This window comes from Pararoseomonas baculiformis (assembly GCF_017813395.1).
Classification (GTDB): Bacteria; Pseudomonadota; Alphaproteobacteria; order Acetobacterales; family Acetobacteraceae; genus Roseomonas; species Roseomonas baculiformis.
The window spans coordinates 23,877-43,557 of the sequence record NZ_JAGIZB010000011.1 but is presented as its reverse complement, the minus strand read 5'-3'; the positions used below and the strand labels follow the sequence as shown (position 1 = coordinate 43,557).

Here is a 19,681-nt window from a genome sequence, read left to right as displayed (position 1 = left end):
GGCTCTACAGGCCATGCAATAAGGGTGCCCTCCCATGTCACCATGGAAGGGCTTGCCGGCTCAGGCGCTAGTCTGCTCCGCCGGCCGTTCACCATAGATGAACAGCGGCTGCGCCCGGTTCTCGGCCACCTCCTTGTTCACCACCACCTCCTCAACCTCGTCCAGCCCGGGCAGGTCGAACATGGTCGAGAGCAGGATGCCCTCCATGATGGAACGCAACCCACGGGCACCGGTCTTGCGCTGGATGGCACGGTTCGCCACCGACTTCAGCGCGTCCTCGGTGAAGGTCAGCTTCGTCCCTTCCATCTCGAAGAGGCGCTGATACTGCTTCAGCAGCGCGTTCTTCGGCTTGGTGAGGATCTCGATCAGGGCCTTGTCGTCCAGGTCCTCGAGCGTCGCGATCACCGGCAGGCGGCCGATGAACTCGGGGATCAGGCCGAACTTCAGCAGGTCCTCAGGCTCGACCTCGCGCAGGATGGCACCCTGGCGGCGCTCATCCGGCCCCTTCACATCGGCGCCGAAGCCGATGCCGGAGCCCTTGCCCTTGGCCGCGATGATCTTCTCCAGCCCGGCGAAGGCACCGCCCACGATGAAGAGGATGTTGGAGGTGTCCACCTGCAGGAATTCCTGCTGGGGGTGCTTCCGGCCGCCCTGGGGCGGAACGGAGGCCACCGTGCCCTCCATGATCTTCAGCAGCGCCTGCTGGACGCCCTCGCCCGACACGTCGCGCGTGATCGAGGGGTTGTCCGACTTGCGGGAGATCTTGTCGACCTCGTCGATATAGACGATGCCGCGCTGCGCCCGCTCCACGTTGTAATCCGCGGCCTGGAGCAGCTTGAGGATGATGTTCTCGACATCCTCGCCGACATAGCCGGCCTCGGTCAGCGTCGTCGCGTCCGCCATGGTGAAGGGCACGTCGAGGATGCGGGCCAGGGTCTGGGCGAGCAGCGTCTTGCCCGATCCGGTGGGGCCGACGAGCATGATGTTGCTCTTGGCGATCTCCACCTCGCCGGACTTGGCGCCATGCGCCAGCCGCTTGTAGTGGTTGTGCACGGCCACGGAGAGCACCTTCTTGGCGTGCTCCTGCCCGATGACATAGTCATCGAGGACCTTGCAGATCTCCTTGGGCGTCGGAACCCCATCGCGGGACTTCACGAGGTGCGTCTTGTGCTCCTCGCGGATGATGTCCATGCACAGCTCGACGCATTCGTCGCAGATGAACACCGTCGGGCCGGCGATGAGCTTGCGCACCTCGTGCTGCGACTTGCCGCAGAACGAGCAGTAAAGAGTATTCTTGGAATCGCCGGACTTGCTCATGTGCGCTCCTCGCCCCTGACCGGGCCGGAAGCCGGCGCCGTCGGGGCGTCAAGAAGGCAAGATAACCCCCCTCCCCCTTCCGGGGAAGCATGGGACGAAATTGTGACGGCCGCGCCGCCCCACCCGCGGGAACAGATCCCGAACCGGGAAGGGCGGCGGCGCTCCATCAGCTGCGCGGCCCCTCGACCGCCGGCGTGGAAACCGAGCCACTCGCGGGAAGCTTGGACACGACCTGGTCGATCAGACCGAAAGCCTGCGCCTCCTCGGCGGACATGTAGGTGTCGCGCTCGAGCTTGCGCTCGATCTCCTCGACGGGCTGACCGGTATGATGAACATAGATCTGGTTCAGGCGCTTGCGGAGATCAAGGATCTCGCGGGCCTGGATCTCGATGTCCGTCGCCTGGCCCTGGGCACCGCCGGAGGGCTGGTGGACCATGATCCGGCTGTTCGGCAGCGCGAAACGCTTGCCCTTCTCGCCCGCCGTCAGCAGCAGCGAGCCCATGGAGGCCGCCATGCCGAGGCAGACCGTGGAAACGGGGCTGCGGATATACTGCATCGTGTCATACATCGCGAGGCCGGCCGAAACCACGCCGCCCGGGCTGTTGATGTAGAAGGCGATATCCTTGTTCGGATTCTCGCTCTCAAGAAAGAGCAGCTGGGCGCAGATCAGCGACGAGACCTGGTCATAGACCTGACCCGTCAGGAAAATGATCCGCTCCTTCAGCAGGCGCGAATAGATGTCGAAGGCGCGTTCCCCGCGGGCGGTCTGCTCGACCACCATCGGAACAAGGGAGTTGTTGAAAACATCAATCGGATCGCGATCGACAAACACGGAGCGGGTCATCGTTTATCCTTCCCCGCCGGCGGAGAAGTGCGTCCCCGATGGCACCGCCCGGATGGGAACCCGGCCCAGCCGCGGCACCCGCCCGGTCCCCTCTGCCGGCAAATCTTCCACCCCAAGATGGGGCAACCCGCCCCCCCGCGAAAGGGGGGCGGGGCCGGAATGTGGCAGCCTCAGGCCGCCTGCAGGTCGGCCGGGGTCACGGTCGTATCCGTCACCTTCGCCAGTTCCAGCATGAAGTCCACAACCTTCTCCTCGAAGATCGGGGCGCGGAGGTTCTCCAGCGCCTGCGGGTTCTTCTGGAAGAACTCGAAGACCTGCTTCTCCTGGCCGGGATAGCGGGAGGCCTCGCGACGCATCGCCTGGAACAGCTCGTCCTGGTTCACCTGGATGTTGTTCGTCCGGCCGATCTCGGAGAGCAGCAGGCCCAGCCGGATGCGCCGCTCGGCGATCTTCCGGTAGTCGGCCTTCAGCGTCTCCTCGTCCTTGCCGGCATCCTCGGCGTCCAGGCGGCCCGCCTTGCGGTCCTCCTCCACCCGGGCCCAGATCTGGCCGAACTCGGCCTCCACCATGCCCTCGGGCACGGCGAAGTCGGCGCGGTCGGACAGCTGGTCGAGCAGGGCGCGCTTCACCCGCAGGCGGGTCAGCCCGTCATACTCGCTCTGGATGGACTTCTTCAGCTCCTCGCGCAGCTGCTCGGCGCTCTCCAGCCCCAGGGACTTGGCGAACTCGTCATCGGCCGGGGCCGGGGCACGGGTCTTCAGCGCCTTGGCGGTGATCTCGAACTCTGCCGGCTTGCCGGCCAGCTCGGTCGAGCCATAGCCCTCGGGGAAGGAAACGCGGATCTTGCGCGTCTCGCCCGGGCGAATGCCCTCCAGCCCTTCGGTGAAGCCGGGGATGAAGCCCTCGCCGCCCACCTCGATCGGCATCTCATTCGCGGTGCCGCCCGGGAAGGGCTCGCTCACGGAACCCTCCCCGCCCTCGCGGGTCAGGCCCGGCGCGGCGATGCGGAGCGTGAGGGCCGCGGCCGGAGCCTCGGCGAAGGCCAGGCGCAGCGCGGGCTGCACGGAAGCCAGCCCCTCCACCTCGGGCACGGTCCAGCGAATGGAGGCCTCCTGCAGCCCCTCGCCCAGCGGCAGGTTCGCCATCTCCTCGGCCACCACCTTGCCCGCGGCGTCCAGCCCGGCGAGGTAGAGGCGCGCGGAGGTCTTGGCGGGCAGGCTGCCCTCGGTCACGCCCCAGCGGAGGGAAACGACGAAGGTCTCGCCCGGGCGGGCCGCGAAGCCCACCTTGCCCAGCGCCACGCGGACGTTCTTGATCGTCTCCTCGCCCGAGCCGGGCTGGATGGCGAAGTCGGCATAGGCCGCGCCATCCGCCTCGCCCATATCGGCCTGGCTGGCCAGGCCGCGCGGGCTGGACGAGACCGCCACGTCCTTGCCGAACACGGGCGGCATCAGGTTGCCCGAGACGCCCTCGGTCACCAGCCGGCCCACGAAGTCGGCGATCACCACGTCACCCTTCGTGGCGGCGCGGTCCTCGGCCACGTCCTCCAGCTTGGCGTTGCGGGCGGCAAGCCCGTCCATCGCCTTCTGGACCTCCTCGTCGGAGGGCTCGGCGCGCGGGCGCTCCAGCTCGATGCCCGAGAAATCCGGCATCGGGATCTCCGGCAGGATCTCCATCTCGATGTTGAAGGAGAGGTCCTGCCCCTCGGCGAAGTCGCCGACCAGCTCCACCTTCGGCTGCAGCGCCGGGCGGAGGCCGCGGTCGTTCAGCAGCTCGCGGGTGGCCGTCTGGACCTGCTCTTCCAGCACTTCGCCGGTCACGGCCGTGCCGTAGCGCTTCTTCACCACGGACATCGGCACCTTGCCCGGCCGGAAGCCCGGGATCCGCAGGTCGCGGCCCAGGGCGGCGAGCCGCTTGTCACGCGTCGCCTCGATCTCCGACGCCGGCACAACCACCGAGAAGGACCGCTTCAGCCCCTCGGCCGAGAGCTCCGTCACCTGCATTCGCTCAGTTCCACATCCAGGACAAAACTCGGGCGGCGCCAGACTTCTTGGTGCGGGCGGAGGGACTTGAACCCCCACGGCTTGCGCCACTGGAACCTAAATCCAGCGTGTCTGCCAATTCCACCACGCCCGCCTCGCAGCGGCGCCGAAGGGCCGGGCCTTAGCGCAACGGCGCCGGCTTTCCAAGCGCCGGTGGAACCGGGGAGGCCCGAAGGGCCCGGGCCAGAGCCCCGGGAAGCCCCTCCACCACGTCCTCGGCCAGGGTTCCCGGGCCCTCCGGCGCCGCTTCCCCCTGCAGCCACACCGCGGCGCAGGCGGCTTCGAAAGGAGCCAGCCCCTGGGCCAGCAGCGCCCCGGCCAGCCCGGCCAGCACGTCGCCCGTTCCGGCGGTGGCCAGGCTGGGCGGCGCATTGTGGTTGATCGCGGCCCGGCCATCCGGCGCCGCGATCACGCTATCCGGCCCTTTCAGAACAACCACCGCGCCGGTCGCCGATGCCGCGCGCCGCGCCGCGCCCAGCCTGTCCGGCCCCGGCTCACCGAAGAGACGGGCGAACTCCCCGGCATGGGGCGTCAGGATCGCCGCCCCACGCAGCCCCTCCGGCGCTCCTGCAAAGGCCGTGAGCCCCCCGGCATCCGCCACCACCGCGCGCCCGGCCCGCAGCGCCCCCGCCATCAATCCGCGCAGCCCGCCATCCGGGGCCATCCCCGGCCCGATCACCCACACGCCGCGCCGCGCATCCTCCAGCAGGGCCCCGACCGGCGGCCCCGCGACGATGGCGCCCGGCTCCCCGATGCGGAAGGCGGCGGCCGCCTCCTCGGAGGCCGCGGCGAGGGTGACCAGCCCCGCCCCGCCGCGCCGCGCGGCGGAGGCCGCCAGCCGGGCCGCGCCGGGCATGGCACCGCCGGCCACCACCACATGGCCCCGCTTGTACTTGTGGCCCTCCGGATCAGCGGGAGGCAGGTGCCACAGGCCCGGCGCATTCCGGAACACCGGCGCCCCCTCCTCCGCCAGCGCATCTGCCAGCGCCGCCTCGGGCAGCCCGATATCGGCCAGCCGCAGCACGCCGCAGAGCAGCCGGCCCGGCAGCAGGAGGTGACCAGGCTTCAGCCGCGCGAAGGTCACGGTCAGCGCCGCCTGCGCGACCTCGCCCAGCGGGGCCCCGGTGGCCCCGTCCAGCCCGCTTGGCACATCCACAGCCAGAATCGGCCCGCCCGCGGCGCGCAGCACCGACACGGCTTCCGCCCCCAGGGGCCGCGAGGGCGCGGCGCCCAGCAGGGCATCAATGACCAGCCCGGCCCGCGCCGCCTCTTCCGGCGTGAAGGGAACCACCGACCCACGCCAGCGCGCCGCGGCCCCGGCCGCGGGGCCGCCCGGCCGGGGCACCCCCATGGTCGCCACGGCCACGGGCCATCCCGCCTCGTGCAGCAGCCTGGCCGCGACATAGCCATCGCCGCCGTTATTCCCCGGCCCTGCCAGCACCAGCGTCCGGCAGGCCCTGAACCGCGCCATGGCCGCGCGCGCCACGGCCCGCCCGGCAGCCGCCATCAGGACATCCACCGGCACGGCCGATGCCGCGTCTGCCCGGGCCATCGCCGCCGGGGTCAGCAGATCGAGCGGCCATCGCGTCCGAATGGCCTTCTCGCCGGGCAGGAGAAGGTTATGATCCGGACAGCCGGGAAGAGGCATCAGACCTTCTCCTGGAACACGGGAATCGCGGCGAAGACCGCTTCGGGGGAAACTTGCCATGGCGCGTGAACGCTCGCTGCTCGAACTCTATGCGCAGGATCCCGAGCGGGCCGACGCGCTCGCCTTCGGACGGCGCGGCGCGCTGAAGGGCACGGCCCTGGCCGCCATGGGCGCGGCCCTCGGCGCCACCATCCCCTTTGCGGCCCGCATGCCCCAGGGCCTGCTGCCCGCGGCCCTCGCCCAGCCGGCCGGCGGCCCCGCGACATTGCGGATGGACGGCAAGGCCGGCCTGATCCTCCTCGGTGAGCGCCCGCTTGTGGCCGAAACGCCCGAATCCATGCTGGACGACGACGTGACCCCGGCGGACAGGTTCTTCATCCGCAACAATGGTGGCATCCCCGAACGCTTCTCCGCCGACCCCAAGACCTGGCGCATCAGGATCGACGGCGAGGTGAACACGCCGCTGGACCTCACGCTCGGTGAGCTGGAAAGCCGCTTCGAGCTGGTCACGCTGCGCCTGCAGATGGAATGCGGCGGCAATGGCCGGAACGCCTTCGTGCCGGAAACCCGCGGCAACCAGTGGGGCAACGGCGCCATCTCCAACGGCGAATGGACCGGCGTGCGCCTGCGCGACGTGATTCGCGCGGCTGGCCCGAAGGACACGGCCCGCTTCACCGGCCATTTCGGCGCCGACCCCCACCTGTCGGGCGACACCTCCCGCCAGGCGATCAGCCGCGGCATGCCCATCGCCAAGGCGATGGAGGACACCACCCTGATCGCCCTGCGCCTGAACGGCGAACCCATCCCCCTCGTCCACGGCTTCCCCGTCCGCCTCATCACCCCGGGCTGGCCCGGCAGCCTGTCCCAGAAATGGCTGAACCGGATCACCCTGCGTGCCACCCCGCATGACGGGCCCGGCATGGGCGGTACATCCTACCGCGTGCCGGTGAAGCCCATCGTCCCGGGCAGCAGCACCAACGGGGCGGATTTCGTGGACATCACCTCCATGCCGGTGCGCGCGCTGCTCACCAACATGGCCCATGGCACGCGCCTGCCTGCCGGCACGCGCCGCCTGGACCTGCGCGGCCATGGCTGGGCGGGCGACCTGACCGTGCGGGCCGTCCATGTCTCCACCGATTTCGGCGCCAGCTGGGCCGAGATGCGCGTGGCCGAGCCCCCGAACCGCCATTCCTGGCAGCGCTGGCAGGGCAGCGTGGAACTGCCCTCGGACGGGTATTTCGAGATCTGGACGCGCGCCACCGACAGCCAGGGCCGCATGCAGCCCCATGCCGCGCCGAACTGGAACCCGCAGGGCTACGCCGCCAACGCCATGGCCCGGACGGCGATCCTCGTCGGATGAGCCTTTCCAGCCTGGAAAAGGGGGCGGTGGGCCTGGCCTGCGCCCTCGGCCTGCTCGTGCTTGCCATGGATGTCCCGGCCTCCCGCCGGGCCACCGGTCCCGCCCCCCTCACCCCCACCCCGGCCGCCCTCGCCACGGCCGAGGCCGATTCCCGCGCCGCCGCCCGGCGCGCGGAGGCCGAGCGCCTGGATGCGGAACGCGCCGCTTCCGCCCGGGCGGAGGCGGAGCGCCTGGCCGCGATCCAGAACCCGCGCGAGAGCGAGGACATCCTCCCCGCCGGCCATGGAAGGGAGGAGGTCTTCGCCCGCTGCACCACCTGCCACAACACCGCGATCATCCGCCGCAGCGGCTTCACCCGTGCCCGATGGGACGAGCTGATGGACTGGATGACCGAGAAGCAGGGCATGGCCCCGCTGGAAGGCGACATGCGCGGCCTGGTGGTGGATTACCTGGCGCAGCACTTCCCGCCGCGCCGGAACCCGCGCAACACAAACCCCTTTCTCAACTGATCCGGTCTAGGCTCCTACCCGAATCGGCGGAGGGGCTGGGATGGCCTTCGTGGTGGCGGTGGCGCAGCGGAAGGGCGGGGCGGGCAAGTCCACGGTGGCGGCTAACCTCGCCGTGGCCCTCGCCGCCTCGGGCGCAAGGGCCGCGCTGCTGGACACGGACCCGCAGGCCACCCTCACCCGCTGGCACGCCCTGCGGGATGCGGACCGCCCCCTGGCCTTCGAGAACCCCTCGGGCTGGCGTGTGCCGGGCACGGTGGACCGGCTGCGCAAGACCATGGACTTCATCGTGCTCGACACGCCGCCCCATGCCGATACGGACAGCCGCATCGCCATGCGATCGGCCGATCTCGTGCTCATCCCGCTCCAGCCCTCCCTTCCCGATCTCTGGGCGATGGAGGCCACGCTGGAGGTCGCCGCCGCGGAGAAGCGCAGCGTCGCCCTGATGCTGAACCGCGTGCCGGCCCAGGGCCGGGCGGCGCAGGAGGTGGCCGATACGCTGGCGCAGCGGAAGCTTCCCCTGCTGCCCGCCGCCTTCGGCAACCGCACCGCCTTCGCGGCCGCCTTCGCCGCGGGCCTGGGCGTCGTCGAGGCGGCCCCGCGCGGCCAGGCCGCGGCCGAGGCCAAGGCCCTGGCCGAGGCGATCCGTCAGGAAAGCCGATGAGGCGCGACTAGCGTGGCGCCCCCGCCACCTCCATGCGCCAGATCGCCAGCCCGGCGCCCACCAGCACGAGGAAGCCCGCCAGGTCCCACATATCCGGCACCTCGCCCCAGAGGAGCACGCCCAGCACCGTGGTCCAGAGAATGGCCGAGTATTCGAAGGGCGCGATCACCGTGGCATCCGCCGAACGATAGGCCGCCGTCATCAGCATCTGCGCGCCCACCGAGACGAGGCCAACGATCAGCAGCAGCCCCCATTGCCGCGGCGTCGGCGTGATCCAGACCCGAAGCGTAGCCACCGCCGCCACCGCCGCCGCCCCGATCGCGAACCACAGCACGATGGTGATGCCGGACTCGCCGAGTTCCCCCATCTTCCGGATGGACACCATGGCATAGGCCCAGCCCAGCGCCGCCGCGAGCACCCCGGCCACAGCGCCCAGATGCAGCGTTTCGCCGCCGCCCCCGGGCTGCAGCATCAGCAGCACGCCCCCGAAGCCTGCCAGCACCACGGCCAGGCGGCGCCACCCCACCCTTTCCCGCAGCAGCAGCACGGACAGGGCCGTGAGGAAAAGCGGCATGGTGAAGTTCAGCGCCGTGACCGTGGCGAGCGGCAGGTGCACATAGCCGTAGAAGGAACCATACATCCCGATCAGCCCGCCGATCAGCCGCTCGGCATGCCGCCTGGGATGCCGCGTGCGCAACGCGCCGCGAAGCCCGCCCGGCGCGCTCCACTGCGCCAGGAGCAGGATGGCGGGCAGCGCGAGAAGGTTGCGGAACAGCACCACCTCGGAGAGCGGCAGCGCCCCCTGGAGCGCCTTCACCGCCGCCGCCGCCAGGGCAAAGAGCCCTGCCGAGCCGGTCACATAGGCGATCGCCCGGGCCCGCGCGGCGCGCTGGCCACGAGGGGGAACGGACGAGGAAGGGGAATTCATACAGGGCCTGGGATTCGTGTGAGCCCGCCATTCTCCCCTCGGCGGCGCCCGCCGCAACCCTCGCCGCGCCTCGCCGGGCCCCGGGTGATTTCAACCGCCCCGGTTCCGCTGTAGCGTCCGCCCCCCATGACAGAGCAAGACGGCGCGGCCCGGCCGCCCAATGCCCCGCCGGTTCCAAGTCATCCCCTCTACGTGCCGGAGGCGGACGAGGTTGTCTGGGCCGGGCGCTTTCCGGTCCAGCGCGTGCGCTTCCGCTACCGCAAGCGCGACGGCACCCTCTCCGGCCCCCTCACCTGGGAACTGCTCCGGCGCGGCCAGGGCACGGTCATCCTGCCCTGGGATCCCGTCACCGACCGCATCGCCCTCATCGAGCAGTTCCGCCTGCCCGCCCTCGCCGCCGGCGAGGAGCCGCTGATGACGGAGCTTCCCGCGGGCCTGGTCGAGGCCGGCGAGGACCCGGCCGAGACGGCCCGCCGCGAGCTGCGGGAGGAAACCGGCCTGGACTGCGCCCGCATGGAGCGGATCGGCGTCTTCCTGCTGATGCAGGGCTCGGCCGATGAGCGCGTGCATTTCCAGCTGGCCCAGGTCTCGCTCGCCGAAGATCCGTCGCGGCCCGGCGGCCTGGCATCCGAGAATGAGGAAACCGTCGTGCGGGTGGTGGACACGGCCGAGGCCTTCGCCATGGTGGCGGAGAACCGCATCCGCAACGCGCCCGCAGCCCTTGCCCTGCTCTGGCTGCAGGTGAACCACGCGCGGTTGCGCGACGAATGGACGAGATGATGCAGACCCAAGCCCTGTTTCGCGAAGATGCCTACGCCGAGGGCAATGCCGCCATCGTGCTGGAAAGCTCGGAAGCCGGCGTCGTCCTGGACCGCAGCGTCTTCTACCCCCGCGCCGGCGGCCAGCCCGGCGATACCGGCAGCATCGCCTGGGAAGGCGGCGAGATGCCGGTGGCGGACACGGTGAAGGGGCCGGACGGCTCCGCCCTGCATGTGCCCGGCCCCGGCGCCGCCATCCCGCCCGTGGGCGCGAAGGTCACCGCCAGGCTCGACTGGAACCGGCGCCACCGCCACATGCGGATGCACACCACCCTCCACCTGCTCTGCGCCGCCATGCCCGGCATCTACGCCACGGGCAACCAGATCGGCGCCGAGAAGTCCCGCCTGGATTTCGACCTGCCCGAGCCGCCCACGAAGGAATGGGTGACCGAAAGGCTGAACGCGCTGATCGCGGCCGACCACCCCATCGGCGAACGCTGGATCACCGAGGCCGAGCTGGACGCCAATCCCGGCCTCGTCCGCACCCTCTCCGTCCAGCCGCCCCGCGGGGCGGGCCAGGTCCGGCTGGTGCGCATCGGAGCGGAGGAGGCACCCATCGACCTCCAGCCCTGCGGCGGCACCCATGTGCGCCGCACCGGCGAGATCGGCCGCGTGGAGGTCGTGAAGATGGAGAGCAAGGGCAAGCAGAACCGGCGCATCCATATCGTGCTGGCGGAGGACGCGACGTGAACGACATCGTTTCGACTGAGTGGCTGGCGGGGGAGCTGGGGAAGCCCGACCTCGTGGCGCTGGACTGCTCCCTCATCCTTCCGGGGGAGACGGGCAACAAGCGCGAGGCCTTCGCCGCGGCCCGCATCCCCGGCGCGCGCTACTTCGACATTGATCTCTTCGCGGACCCGGACACCGATCTCCCGCACATGGTCCCGACGCCCGCGCGCTTCGCGAAGCTCGCCGGCGCCCTCGGCATCTCGAATGAAAGCCGCGTCGTCTTCTACGATCACGCCCAGGGGCTGCGCGCCGCCGCGCGCGGCTGGTGGCTGATGCGGCTCATGGGGCATGAGGCCGCCTTCGTGCTGGATGGCGGCCTGCCGAAATGGCAGCGCGAGGGCCGGCCGGTCGAATCCGGCGAACCGCCGGCCCCGCCCGCCGCGCATTTCGTGGCGGATTTCCGTACGGACCGGCTCCGCGGCATCGGCGACATGAAGCGCATCATCCGCCAGGGCGGGGGCGAGGCGCTGATCCTCGACGCCCGCGCCGCCGGACGCTTCGACGGCACGGCACCGGAACCGCGCCCCGGCCTGCCAAGCGGCCACATGCCCGGAGCCGCCAACATCCCCTTCACCGACCTCCTGGCGCCCGACGGCACCATGCTGCCGCCGGATGCCCTGCGCGCGCGGTTCGAGCGCGCCGGGGTGGATGCGGAACGCCCGGTGATCCTTTCCTGCGGCTCGGGCGTCACCGCCTGCGTCCTGGCGCTTGGCCTTGTGCGCGCCGGGCTGCCCGAGGGCTCCGTCTATGACGGCTCCTGGACCGAATGGGCGCTGCGCCCGGAAACACCCAAGACCACCAAGGAACAGGCCTGATGGCTGATCGTCACGACAAGGCACTGGGCTTCGCCACCCGCATGTCCCATCACGGGCGCGCGGGGGCGAAGGCCCATGGCTTCGTCAACCCGCCCGTCCATCGCGGCTCCACCGTGCTCTTCCCCGATTGTGAATCCCGCAAATCGGCCGCGAAGCAGCGCTATGAGCAGGTGCTGACCTATGGCACCGCCGGCGGCCCCACCCACCACATGCTCGAGGACATGATCGCCGAGATCGAGGGCGGCACCCGCGCCGTCATCGTCGGCACGGGCCTCGCCGCCGTCATGGTCCCGCTGCTCGCCTATCTGAAGGCCGGCGACCACTGCCTGATGCCGGACAGCGTCTATGGCCCCGCCCGCAACCTGGCGGATGGCCTCATGGCCGGCTTCGGGATCGAGACCACCTATTACGATCCGCTGGTGGACGAGGCCGGGATGCGGGCGCTGATCCGCCCCAACACGCGCGTCGTCTATACCGAGAGCCCGGGCAGCCACACCTTCGAGGTGCAGGACATCCCCGGCATCGCCCGTGCCGCCCATGCGGCGGGCGCCAAGGTGCTGATGGACAACACCTGGGGCTTCCATAACTTCCAGCCCTTCGTCCATGGCGTGGATGTCTCCATCCAGGCGCTGACGAAATACGCGGCCGGCCATTCCGACGTGCTGCTGGGCAGCGTGGCCGTGAACAACGCCGAGGACTGGAACATCGTGAAGGGGGCGGCCAGCCAGCTCGGCCAGTTCGCCAGCCCCGATGATTGCTGGCTCTGCCTGCGCGGCCTGCGCACCCTGCCCGTGCGGCTGAAGCAGCAGGCGGAGAACAGCCTCGTCGTCGCCCGCTGGCTGGAGACGCGGCCCGAGGTGCTCCGCCTCCTCCACCCCGCCCTGCCCTCCCATCCGCAGCACGCGATCTATGCGCGCGACTTCGCCGGCACCTGCAGCCTGTTCGGCGTGGTCCTGCAGCCCCGCTATGCGGATGCGGACGCGGAGGCCGTGGTGGATGCGCTGGCGCTGTTCGGCATCGGCGCCTCCTGGGGCGGCTATGAGAGCCTGGCCCTCCCCACCTCGCCCTCCATCACCCGCACGGCGAAGGACCCGGCCCTCGGCGGCCCCGCGATCCGCCTGCATATCGGGCTGGAGGAGCCGGAGGACCTGATCGCCGACCTCGCCCAGGCGCTGGACCGCCTGCCGCGCTGAACCCGCCCCGCCCCGGTCCGCAAGGGCCGGGGCGGTTCTCAGCCCGCCATGGCCGGGACAAGCGGCAGCTCGATCTCGCAGACCAGCCCCCCTGCCTCCCAGGCAAGGGAAACGCGCCCGCCCAGCTGCGTGCGGATGGTCGCCTCCAGCACGCGGGATCCGAAGCCGCGCCGCTCGGGCCGCCCCGCCACCAGCGGCCCGCCCCGCTCCTCCCAGCGCAGCGAAAGCCGGCGCTCCGCCCCGCCGCCGACCTCCCAGGACAGGAGGATCCGTCCCTCCGCGCAGGAGAGCGCGCCATGCTTCACGGCATTGGTGGCCAGCTCATGCACGGCCATGGCCAGGGGCTGGGCGATCTGGGCGGGAAGCGACACGGCGGGCCCACTCAGCTCGGCCCGCCTCGCGGCCTCGGCCATGAAGGGAACGAGCTCGCCCTCCAGCAGGCTGCGAAGATCGGCACCGGCCCAATGCTCCGCCGCCAGCAGGCTCTGCGCCCGCGCCAGCGCCGCCACCCGCCCCTCGATCGCTCGCATGTAGGAGGGCACATCCTCCGCCCGTGTGAGGCGAAGGGCCGCCTGCACCACCGCCAGGGCGTTCTTGGCGCGATGATCCACCTCGCGCATCAGCAGCGCCTGCCGCTCCTCCGCCGCCTTGCGCTCCGTCACGTTCTGGAACACGCCCGCCAGGCGAAGCGGCGCGCCACTCGCCTCGTCCCGCTCCACCACCGCCCCGTGCATGGAAAACCATCGCCACGCCCCCGCGGCATCCCGCAGGCGGAACTCGGCGGTGCAGCGCCCCGGCAGCCCGCCGGGCCCGGGATTCAACGCCTCCAGCAGGTGGGCCAGGTCGTCGGGATGCACATGGTCGAGCCAGTTGTCGGGGGGCGCCTCCCGCAGCGCGGCCTCGCCCGGCCCGGCGAGCCATAGCCTGCCCACGGGCATCCCGGGACCGCCGGGCAGCATTTCCCAGCGGCCCAGCCGCGATGCCTCCAGCGCGAGCCGCAGCTGCCGCTCGCTGGCCCGCAATGTCTCCTCGGCCCGCGATACCTCCTCTCGGAGCATCTCGAACTCGGTCACCCTCAGCCCGGGCGTCTCCGCCGGCGCGCTCCCGCCGCTGCCGGCCGCGACGGCACCGGAATGGCTCAGCAGCTGCCGGATCGGCCGCAGCACCTGCCCGGCGAGCCAGAGGGCGAAAGCGATGCCCAGCACCATGGCCAGCCCGCCGCCGAGCATGAGCCCCAGCAGGGGAGAGAGCCAACGCGCGCGGTGCATGCGCATCGGCTCGGCCAGCACCATCGTCCAGCCCGGCGCCGCGGAAAGCCGCGCGAAGGAGAAGATCATCTCCTCCCCCTCCAGCCCGGGCCCGCGCAGCACACCGCCGTCGCGGCCCTGGATGGCGGGACGGTACCAGGCGGGAACGGGGTGCCCGACGAAACGCGCCGCTCCCGAAGACCGCGCCGCCACGATCCCTGCCCGGTCCACCACCGTGGCGAAGGAACCCTCCGGAAGCCCCTGCGCCTCCAGGATGGCGGACAGTGTCGCCGGCTCCACGCGGGTCGCGAGCAAGGCCTGGGCGCGGCCCTCGCGCATGATGGGGGCCGCCACGCCGATCACGGGCCGCTGCGCCACCGCGCCGTACACAACATCGCTCACCCCCGGCCTTCCCGTCTCGAAGGCCGCCGCGACATAGGCGGGCGCGGCCGTCGCGGGCAGCGGCTCGCCGGGCGGCACGGCGCTGTGCAGGATGAGGCGGAGGCGGCGGTCCAGGAGCATCACCGGCGTGCCGAGGATTTGGGCAAGGCGCGTGGCATGGGGCCGGAACTTCTCCGCCTCCCCCTCGCCCACTTGGTCCAGATCCGGATTCGTCGCGATCGCGGAGAGCGCGGCGATGCGGCTCTCCATCTCCGCGTCCAGCGCCAGGGCAAGCGCGCGCACCGTGTCCTGAAGGCGCGCCTCGGAAGCCTGGCGGTAGTTCCCGGCCATGTGCCAGGTGGTGTAGATGCCGAGCCCCAGGGCCGGCGCCAGCACCGCCAGGGTCAGGGCCGCCAGATAGGTCCGCAGCCGCAGGCGCCGCCCGGGAAGTCCGCGCGCGGAGGGACGACGCGCGGAGTCGGCCCGTCCATCAGCCATGGAGCAACGCCGGCCCCACCCTCAGGATGGCACCACGGCCGCTTGATCCCGCACCGCGGGCGGCTCGGCCAGCGCCACGGCCCGCTCCTGCCTGCGCCCGAGCCAGAAGCTGAGCGCCAGCCAGGCCACCGAGAGCGGCACGGCCACCACCGCGATGCCGGTCATGCCCATCCCCAGGGCCAGCAGCCCCGCATGGGACCAGACGGCCACCTGGTCCCCGCCGCGATACACCACGGTGTCGATGAAGTTCTTTGCCTTGTAGCGGTCCTCTCTCGGGACCGAGGTGAACAGCACCTCCCGGGTCGGGCGGGCCAGGGCGAAGTTGCTGACGCGCCGCGCCACCTGCACCACGACGAAGACCCCGACGCCCGGCGAGGCCGCGAGCGCCGCGAAGCCCAGCACGCTGAACAGCGGCAGGGCGCACAGCGTCAGCGCCACGCCGAGCCAGTTCATCAGGCGCCCCGTGAGGAAGATCTGCACGAACAGGGTGAGGAGGTTCACCCAGAAATCGATGTCGGCGAAGAAAGCCGTGCGCGCGGCCCGGCTGGGAAATGCCGCCTCCGCAATAGAGAGCTGCTGCACGTAGAGGAAGGTGGAGGTGACGGAGTAGAACAGCATGAAGAAGGCGATCCCCAGCAGATAGGGGGATCGGAACGTGTGGGTCATGCCGGCAAAGATACCCCCGCCCAGCGCGCGATGCGGATCGGCCCCCTGGACCGGCCGCCGGAAGGCATCGCTGATCCGGGACAGGCGGCCCGAGGCAAAGACCGCCACCTCCAGCAGCACGATGGAGGCAAGAAGGAGCCAGTTCTGCCCGATCCGCTCCACCAGCCCCGAGGTGAGGCTGGACCCCGCGAGGCCACCCAGCGTGGCCCCGGCGGCAAGGAACCCGAAGAGGCGCTTGCCCTGCTCCGCATCGAACACGTCCACGACGAAGGACCAGAAGACCGAGACGACGAAGAGGTTGAAGACCGAAACCCAGATGAAGAAAGCACGCCCGATCCAGACATGCTGCTCCGGCCCGGCGAGCATCAGCAGGAGCATGAACACCAGCAGGTTCAGCATGAAGAACCGGTAGGCGATCGCGACGAACTTTTCCCGCGGCCAGCGCCGCACCGCATAGGCGAAAAGCGGGTTGGCGGCGAGCATGGCCAGGAGCGTGCCGGTGAAGAGCCAGGGCAGGTTCCGCACCCCGCCCGCCACGCCGAGCTCATCCCGGATGGGCCGGAGCACGAAATAGGCCAGGAAGAGCGCGAAGACATAGAGCCAGGACCAGGCCAACGCCTGCACCTCGGCCGGGCGGATATCGATGATCCGCCGCAGCGCCCGGTAAGCCCATCCGCCCTCCGCCCCCGCGGCGTCAGAGCGCATCGATGAACTGCTCCATCCGGCGGCGCAGCGCCGCGTCGGGCATGCGGCCCTGGGCGGCCTTCAGGTTGTCGTCCACGTAGCGCGCCTGCGCCATTCCCGGTACGGCGCAGGTCACCGCCTCGTGGCTGACCAGGTATTTCAGCATCACCTGCGCCCAGCTCGTGCAGTCGATCTCGGCCGCCCAGTCCGGCAGGGGCTTGCCCTGCGTGGCGCGGAACACGCTGCCCCGCCCGAAGGGCAGGTTGATGAACACCGCCATGCCGCGTTCCCGCGCCAGCGGGATGATCCGCTCGGCCGCGTTGCGGTTGTCCAGCGCGTAGTCGATCTGGATGGCGTCCAGCGTCTCGCGCCGCATCATGGCCTCGAAGGCCTCGTATTGCCGGTCGAAGGAGGTGGTGGCGCCGACATAGCGGATCCGCCCCGCCGCCTTGAGCTCCCGCAGCGTGGCGAGCTGGTTGGAGATGTCGCGCAGGTTGTGCACGGCCAGGAGGTCGATCCGGTCGGTCCGCAGGTTGCGGAAGGACTGCTCGATCTGCGCGCGCCCCGTCTCCTTAGTGTCCGCGCCCACCTTGGTGCAGACGAACAGGTCCCGCCGGATGCCCAGATCCTCCATCAGCCCGCCCATGATCGATTCGGCGTTGCCATAGGAGGGCGCGGTGTCCAGCACGGTGCCGCCCAGGGCATGGAACCGGCGGAAGGTCTCGCGCAGCGGTGCCCGGTCCTCCTCCGTGCTCGCCTCCTCATAGCGGCGGGCGGAGCCCAGCCCGACCACCGGGATCATCTCCCCGGATGAGGGGATGGGCTTGGGGAGGAGGGGCGAGGCCTGCGCCAGGGCAGCCCGCCCGGCCGTGGCGGCAAGCCCTGCCCCAAGGGCCGCGAGCGCGGTTCGGCGAGTTGCCATCATGACGGTTTGCTCCCTCTGCGCCGCTGCCGCGGCAGCATCTACGTCCCGTCCCCGGGATGGGAAGTGTCGCGCGAATGGGAAGCCCTGGAAATCTCCCGCAGCAAGGGCTCGCGGCAAGGAGGCGGCGCAGGCGCGCCGCCCCGGGGGCCTACTACTCGGTCACGGCGCGGGTCGTGCCGTTCTGCCGGTTCCAGTAGAGGGTGATCTTCGAGATGCTGCAGAGGTCGAAGTTCCGCCACTCGGACTCGTCCCCATCCGCATAGACCACCTTCATGTCCCAGTTGCAGGTGGAGGCGCGGCGGTTGAACTGGATGTCCACCGAGCGGCCATTGGGCAGGGTATCCTGCCCCATGACATCATTCCCCCAGGAGGAGGAGCTGGTCGGTCCGAGATAGACCTCGTTGATCTCGTAGCCCGTCCGGTTCATCAGGGTGAAGTCTAGCCGGCTCTGGGCATGGGCCAGGGCGGGGGCCCCTACCGCCAGGGCGGCGGCAAGCACGGGAAGGTAGCGGCGGTGCATAGCGTCTCCGATCGTACCGGTCATTTCCAACCGGGAACTAACGGTAACGTGATCGGCGCCCCTGAAGATACCGTGAATCAGAACCGCACATCAGAATCCTTCGCAGGCATCAGCCCGCAGCCGCGCAGGCCCCGCAGGTGCCCTCCACCTCCACGGTGGTGCGCGCCGGGCTGAACCCCGCAGACCTCGCCGCCGCGGCCACCGCGGCCACCACGGAGTCGTCGGAAAGTTCGGCGGTGCGGCCGCAGTTCCGGCAGATCAGGAACTGGTGGGGATGGTCGTGCTCATGCCCATGCGCCGCCTCGGTGCAGGGGATGAAGGCGTTCAGCCGCTCGATCCGATGGATCAGGCCCTGGGCCAGCAGGAAGTCCAGTGCGCGATACACGGTGGGCGGCGCGGCCCCCGGGCGCTCGGCCCGCAGCCGGTCCAGCAGCGCATAGGCTCCCACGGGCTGGTCGGCCTCCAGCACCATCTCCAGGACGCGCCGGCGCAGCGGCGTCAGCTGCGCGCCACGGCGGAGGCAGGATTCCTCCGCATCGCGCAGCATCGTCGCACGGTCGCCATGGGCCTGATGGTGTTCGCCGTGGGGCATCGGTGTTCCGGGGCAGTCCTCGCGGGGGGCGGGCGGGGACGCCGGCGCCAACCCGGACTATATAGGCCGCATGGCCACGCCTCCCAACCGCCCCGCCGGTCTCCCGGCCTGGAACATCCCCACGGCCGAAGCGCGCGCGCGCTTCCTTGCCGCGCTCAAGCCCGATTCGCATGGACTCGTCGCCGCCATCGCCCAGGCCCATGGCACGGGCGAGGTGCTGATGCTCGCCTGGATGAATGCCGAGGCTGTCGAGGAAACCCTCGCGACCGGCCGCGTCACCTATTACAGCCGCTCCCGGAAGGGTCTCTGGCGCAAGGGCGAAACCTCCGGCCAGGTGCAGCACCTGATCGACCTCCGCCTGGACTGCGACGGGGACGCGCTGCTGGCCATCGTCCACCAGGACGGAGTCGCCTGCCATACCGGGCGGCGCTCCTGTTTCTCCTGGGGCCTGCGCGAGGACTCCGTCGCCCCGCTTGAGCCCGTGCTGGCGGACCCCGCCACCCTCTACGGCAAGCCTGGCTGAAATATCTTTCGCGGAACCGCGATTGACGGTCCCGCCCGGCCAGGGCTTCCCTCTCCCGCACGCCACACGAAATAGGGGTATTCCATGCCGCTCACCATGCCGGAGGAACTGATCCTCCTGATGCTGGACGACCGGAGCGGCCGGCTCAACGAAATGGCCGGGCCTGCCTCCGGCTACGCCATCGCCGGCGCGATCCTGGCCGAACTGGCCCTTCACAACCGGATCGACACGGATCCCCAGCGCCTCTACGTCACCGATCCCTCCCCCACCGGCGACCCGCTGCTGGATCGCGTCCTCGCCCGCATCGCCGCCGATCCCGGCCCGGGCCCGGACGAGGGCGACTTCCCCCATGGCAGCCGCTGGTGGATCGAGACGCTGGGGCGCGAATCCGATTCCTTCCGCGAGCAGATCTTCGCCCGCCTGGTCCAGCGCGGCATCCTCCGCGAGGAGATGGGCCGCTTCCTCTGGATCTTCCCGGAGCGCCGCTACCCCGTGATCTCCGACAAGGAGGAGCGCGAGGTGAAGGCGCGCCTGACCGGCGTGATCTTCGACGACGACATCCCCGAGCCGCGCGACTCCCTGCTGATCGGCCTCTGCCGCGCCGCGGGGCTGCTGCCGCTGATCCTGGCCGAGGAGACGCTGGAAGCCGCCGAGCCACGCATCGCGCAGGTTGCGAACCTGGAGGAGCTCAGCCGCTCGCTTGGCAATGCGGTGCGCGACATCTTCGTGGAGATGGCCCGCTACACGCCCCTGATGTAGCGGCCACGCGGCGGCGGAGCCC

At 70.8% G+C, this 19,681-nt stretch carries 18 protein-coding genes, 1 tRNA gene and 2 pseudogenes; 9 read left to right on the top strand and 12 right to left on the bottom strand.

Translation table 11 applies throughout. The features are described from left to right. Positions 1-60: 60 nt before the first annotated feature. The 6 genes and pseudogenes from clpX to J8J14_RS12825 form a co-directional block, all read right to left on the bottom strand. Positions 61-1,317, bottom strand: coding sequence for an ATP-dependent Clp protease ATP-binding subunit ClpX (clpX, locus tag J8J14_RS12850; protein WP_209379929.1), 1,257 nt, complete (start codon positions 1,315-1,317; stop codon positions 61-63). Between the two features lie 166 nt (positions 1,318-1,483). Next, positions 1,484-2,161: an ATP-dependent Clp endopeptidase proteolytic subunit ClpP gene (gene clpP / locus J8J14_RS12845; RefSeq protein WP_209379928.1), complete on the bottom strand. Its 678-nt coding sequence runs from the start codon at positions 2,159-2,161 to the stop codon at positions 1,484-1,486. Positions 2,162-2,331: 170 nt separating this feature from the next. After that, positions 2,332-3,111: pseudogene (gene tig, locus J8J14_RS12840) on the bottom strand (trigger factor); the annotation flags it as partial. 636 nt (positions 3,112-3,747) lie between these two features. Then, positions 3,748-4,164, bottom strand: a pseudogene (locus J8J14_RS12835) (trigger factor); the annotation flags it as partial. Positions 4,165-4,212: 48 nt separating this feature from the next. Then, positions 4,213-4,297 (bottom strand) — tRNA-Leu (locus J8J14_RS12830). Between the two features lie 27 nt (positions 4,298-4,324). Beyond that, a complete protein-coding gene (locus J8J14_RS12825) occupies positions 4,325-5,851 on the bottom strand; it encodes an NAD(P)H-hydrate dehydratase (protein ID WP_209379927.1) in 1,527 nt (508 codons plus the stop codon). Positions 5,852-5,909: 58 nt separating this feature from the next. Here J8J14_RS12825 and J8J14_RS12820 point away from each other — a divergent pair, with 58 nt between their 5' ends. From J8J14_RS12820 to parA, 3 genes are read left to right on the top strand one after another with little or no spacing between them, the layout of a single operon-like run. Continuing rightward, on the top strand, positions 5,910-7,211 hold the full coding sequence (locus J8J14_RS12820) for a sulfite oxidase (RefSeq protein WP_209379926.1): 1,302 nt from the start codon (positions 5,910-5,912) through the stop codon (positions 7,209-7,211). Continuing rightward, a complete protein-coding gene (locus J8J14_RS12815; protein WP_209379925.1) occupies positions 7,208-7,720 on the top strand; it encodes a hypothetical protein in 513 nt (170 codons plus the stop codon). Before J8J14_RS12820 ends, J8J14_RS12815 begins: the two co-directional genes overlap by 4 nt. Positions 7,721-7,760: 40 nt before the next feature. Continuing rightward, entirely contained in the window at positions 7,761-8,381 is a 621-nt protein-coding gene (gene parA / locus J8J14_RS12810) for a ParA family partition ATPase (RefSeq protein WP_209379924.1), read from the top strand. 7 nt (positions 8,382-8,388) lie between these two features. Here parA and J8J14_RS12805 read toward each other — a convergent pair whose 3' ends face one another. Further along, positions 8,389-9,309, bottom strand: coding sequence for a DMT family transporter (locus J8J14_RS12805; RefSeq protein WP_209379923.1), 921 nt, complete (start codon positions 9,307-9,309; stop codon positions 8,389-8,391). 126 nt (positions 9,310-9,435) lie between these two features. On the opposite strand from J8J14_RS12805, the gene J8J14_RS12800 reads away from it, so the two are divergent. From J8J14_RS12800 to metC, 4 genes are read left to right on the top strand one after another with little or no spacing between them, the layout of a single operon-like run. Continuing rightward, positions 9,436-10,089: an NUDIX domain-containing protein gene (locus J8J14_RS12800; RefSeq protein WP_209379922.1), complete on the top strand. Its 654-nt coding sequence runs from the start codon at positions 9,436-9,438 to the stop codon at positions 10,087-10,089. Continuing rightward, a complete protein-coding gene (locus J8J14_RS12795) occupies positions 10,086-10,817 on the top strand; it encodes an alanyl-tRNA editing protein (protein ID WP_456307517.1) in 732 nt (243 codons plus the stop codon). The genes J8J14_RS12800 and J8J14_RS12795 overlap by 4 nt, the downstream gene beginning before the upstream one ends. Then, a complete protein-coding gene (locus tag J8J14_RS12790) occupies positions 10,814-11,671 on the top strand; it encodes a sulfurtransferase (protein WP_209379920.1) in 858 nt (285 codons plus the stop codon). Before J8J14_RS12795 ends, J8J14_RS12790 begins: the two co-directional genes overlap by 4 nt. Continuing rightward, a complete protein-coding gene (metC, locus tag J8J14_RS12785; RefSeq protein WP_209379919.1) occupies positions 11,671-12,864 on the top strand; it encodes a cystathionine beta-lyase in 1,194 nt (397 codons plus the stop codon). The genes J8J14_RS12790 and metC overlap by 1 nt, the downstream gene beginning before the upstream one ends. A gap of 38 nt (positions 12,865-12,902) precedes the next feature. Here the strand turns inward: metC and J8J14_RS12780 are convergent, their stop codons facing one another. From J8J14_RS12780 to J8J14_RS12760, 5 genes are all read right to left on the bottom strand, one after another. Continuing rightward, positions 12,903-14,990, bottom strand: coding sequence for a sensor histidine kinase (locus J8J14_RS12780; RefSeq protein ID WP_209379918.1), 2,088 nt, complete (start codon positions 14,988-14,990; stop codon positions 12,903-12,905). A 21-nt stretch (positions 14,991-15,011) separates the two neighbouring features. Then, a complete protein-coding gene (locus J8J14_RS12775; RefSeq protein ID WP_209379917.1) occupies positions 15,012-16,361 on the bottom strand; it encodes an NTP/NDP exchange transporter in 1,350 nt (449 codons plus the stop codon). Further along, positions 16,351-17,265 carry an aldo/keto reductase gene (locus tag J8J14_RS12770; RefSeq protein WP_209379916.1) on the bottom strand — a complete coding sequence of 305 codons (915 nt, stop codon included), beginning with the start codon at positions 17,263-17,265 and terminating at the stop codon, positions 16,351-16,353. The genes J8J14_RS12775 and J8J14_RS12770 overlap by 11 nt, the downstream gene beginning before the upstream one ends. Before the next feature lie 151 nt (positions 17,266-17,416). Next, positions 17,417-17,785 (bottom strand): hypothetical protein, encoded by a 369-nt coding sequence (locus J8J14_RS12765; RefSeq protein ID WP_209379915.1) that lies wholly within the window; start codon positions 17,783-17,785, stop codon positions 17,417-17,419. Positions 17,786-17,894: 109 nt separating this feature from the next. Continuing rightward, a complete protein-coding gene (locus J8J14_RS12760) occupies positions 17,895-18,377 on the bottom strand; it encodes a Fur family transcriptional regulator (RefSeq protein ID WP_209379914.1) in 483 nt (160 codons plus the stop codon). A 70-nt stretch (positions 18,378-18,447) separates the two neighbouring features. On the opposite strand from J8J14_RS12760, the gene hisI reads away from it, so the two are divergent. Continuing rightward, entirely contained in the window at positions 18,448-18,900 is a 453-nt protein-coding gene (hisI, locus tag J8J14_RS12755; RefSeq protein ID WP_209379913.1) for a phosphoribosyl-AMP cyclohydrolase, read from the top strand. An 84-nt stretch (positions 18,901-18,984) separates the two neighbouring features. After that, positions 18,985-19,659 carry a GOLPH3/VPS74 family protein gene (locus J8J14_RS12750; protein ID WP_209379912.1) on the top strand — a complete coding sequence of 225 codons (675 nt, stop codon included), beginning with the start codon at positions 18,985-18,987 and terminating at the stop codon, positions 19,657-19,659. Positions 19,660-19,681: the final 22 nt, after the last annotated feature.

Coding starts and splice junctions, on each gene's coding strand:
- clpX (WP_209379929.1), bottom strand. CDS start 1,317: ATGAGCAAGTCCGGCGATTCCAAGAATACTCTTTACTGCTCGTTCTGC.
- J8J14_RS12815 (WP_209379925.1), top strand. CDS start 7,208: ATGAGCCTTTCCAGCCTGGAAAAGGGGGCGGTGGGCCTGGCCTGCGCC.
- J8J14_RS12800 (WP_209379922.1), top strand. CDS start 9,436: ATGACAGAGCAAGACGGCGCGGCCCGGCCGCCCAATGCCCCGCCGGTT.
- J8J14_RS12805 (WP_209379923.1), bottom strand. CDS start 9,309: ATGAATTCCCCTTCCTCGTCCGTTCCCCCTCGTGGCCAGCGCGCCGCG.
- J8J14_RS12795 (WP_456307517.1), top strand. CDS start 10,086: ATGATGCAGACCCAAGCCCTGTTTCGCGAAGATGCCTACGCCGAGGGC.
- J8J14_RS12765 (WP_209379915.1), bottom strand. CDS start 17,785: ATGCACCGCCGCTACCTTCCCGTGCTTGCCGCCGCCCTGGCGGTAGGG.
- clpP (WP_209379928.1), bottom strand. CDS start 2,161: ATGACCCGCTCCGTGTTTGTCGATCGCGATCCGATTGATGTTTTCAAC.
- parA (WP_209379924.1), top strand. CDS start 7,761: ATGGCCTTCGTGGTGGCGGTGGCGCAGCGGAAGGGCGGGGCGGGCAAG.
- J8J14_RS12770 (WP_209379916.1), bottom strand. CDS start 17,265: ATGATGGCAACTCGCCGAACCGCGCTCGCGGCCCTTGGGGCAGGGCTT.
- metC (WP_209379919.1), top strand. CDS start 11,671: ATGGCTGATCGTCACGACAAGGCACTGGGCTTCGCCACCCGCATGTCC.
- J8J14_RS12775 (WP_209379917.1), bottom strand. CDS start 16,361: ATGCGCTCTGACGCCGCGGGGGCGGAGGGCGGATGGGCTTACCGGGCG.
- J8J14_RS12825 (WP_209379927.1), bottom strand. CDS start 5,851: ATGCCTCTTCCCGGCTGTCCGGATCATAACCTTCTCCTGCCCGGCGAG.
- J8J14_RS12820 (WP_209379926.1), top strand. CDS start 5,910: ATGGCGCGTGAACGCTCGCTGCTCGAACTCTATGCGCAGGATCCCGAG.
- hisI (WP_209379913.1), top strand. CDS start 18,448: ATGGCCACGCCTCCCAACCGCCCCGCCGGTCTCCCGGCCTGGAACATC.
- J8J14_RS12750 (WP_209379912.1), top strand. CDS start 18,985: ATGCCGCTCACCATGCCGGAGGAACTGATCCTCCTGATGCTGGACGAC.
- J8J14_RS12760 (WP_209379914.1), bottom strand. CDS start 18,377: ATGCCCCACGGCGAACACCATCAGGCCCATGGCGACCGTGCGACGATG.
- J8J14_RS12780 (WP_209379918.1), bottom strand. CDS start 14,990: ATGGCTGATGGACGGGCCGACTCCGCGCGTCGTCCCTCCGCGCGCGGA.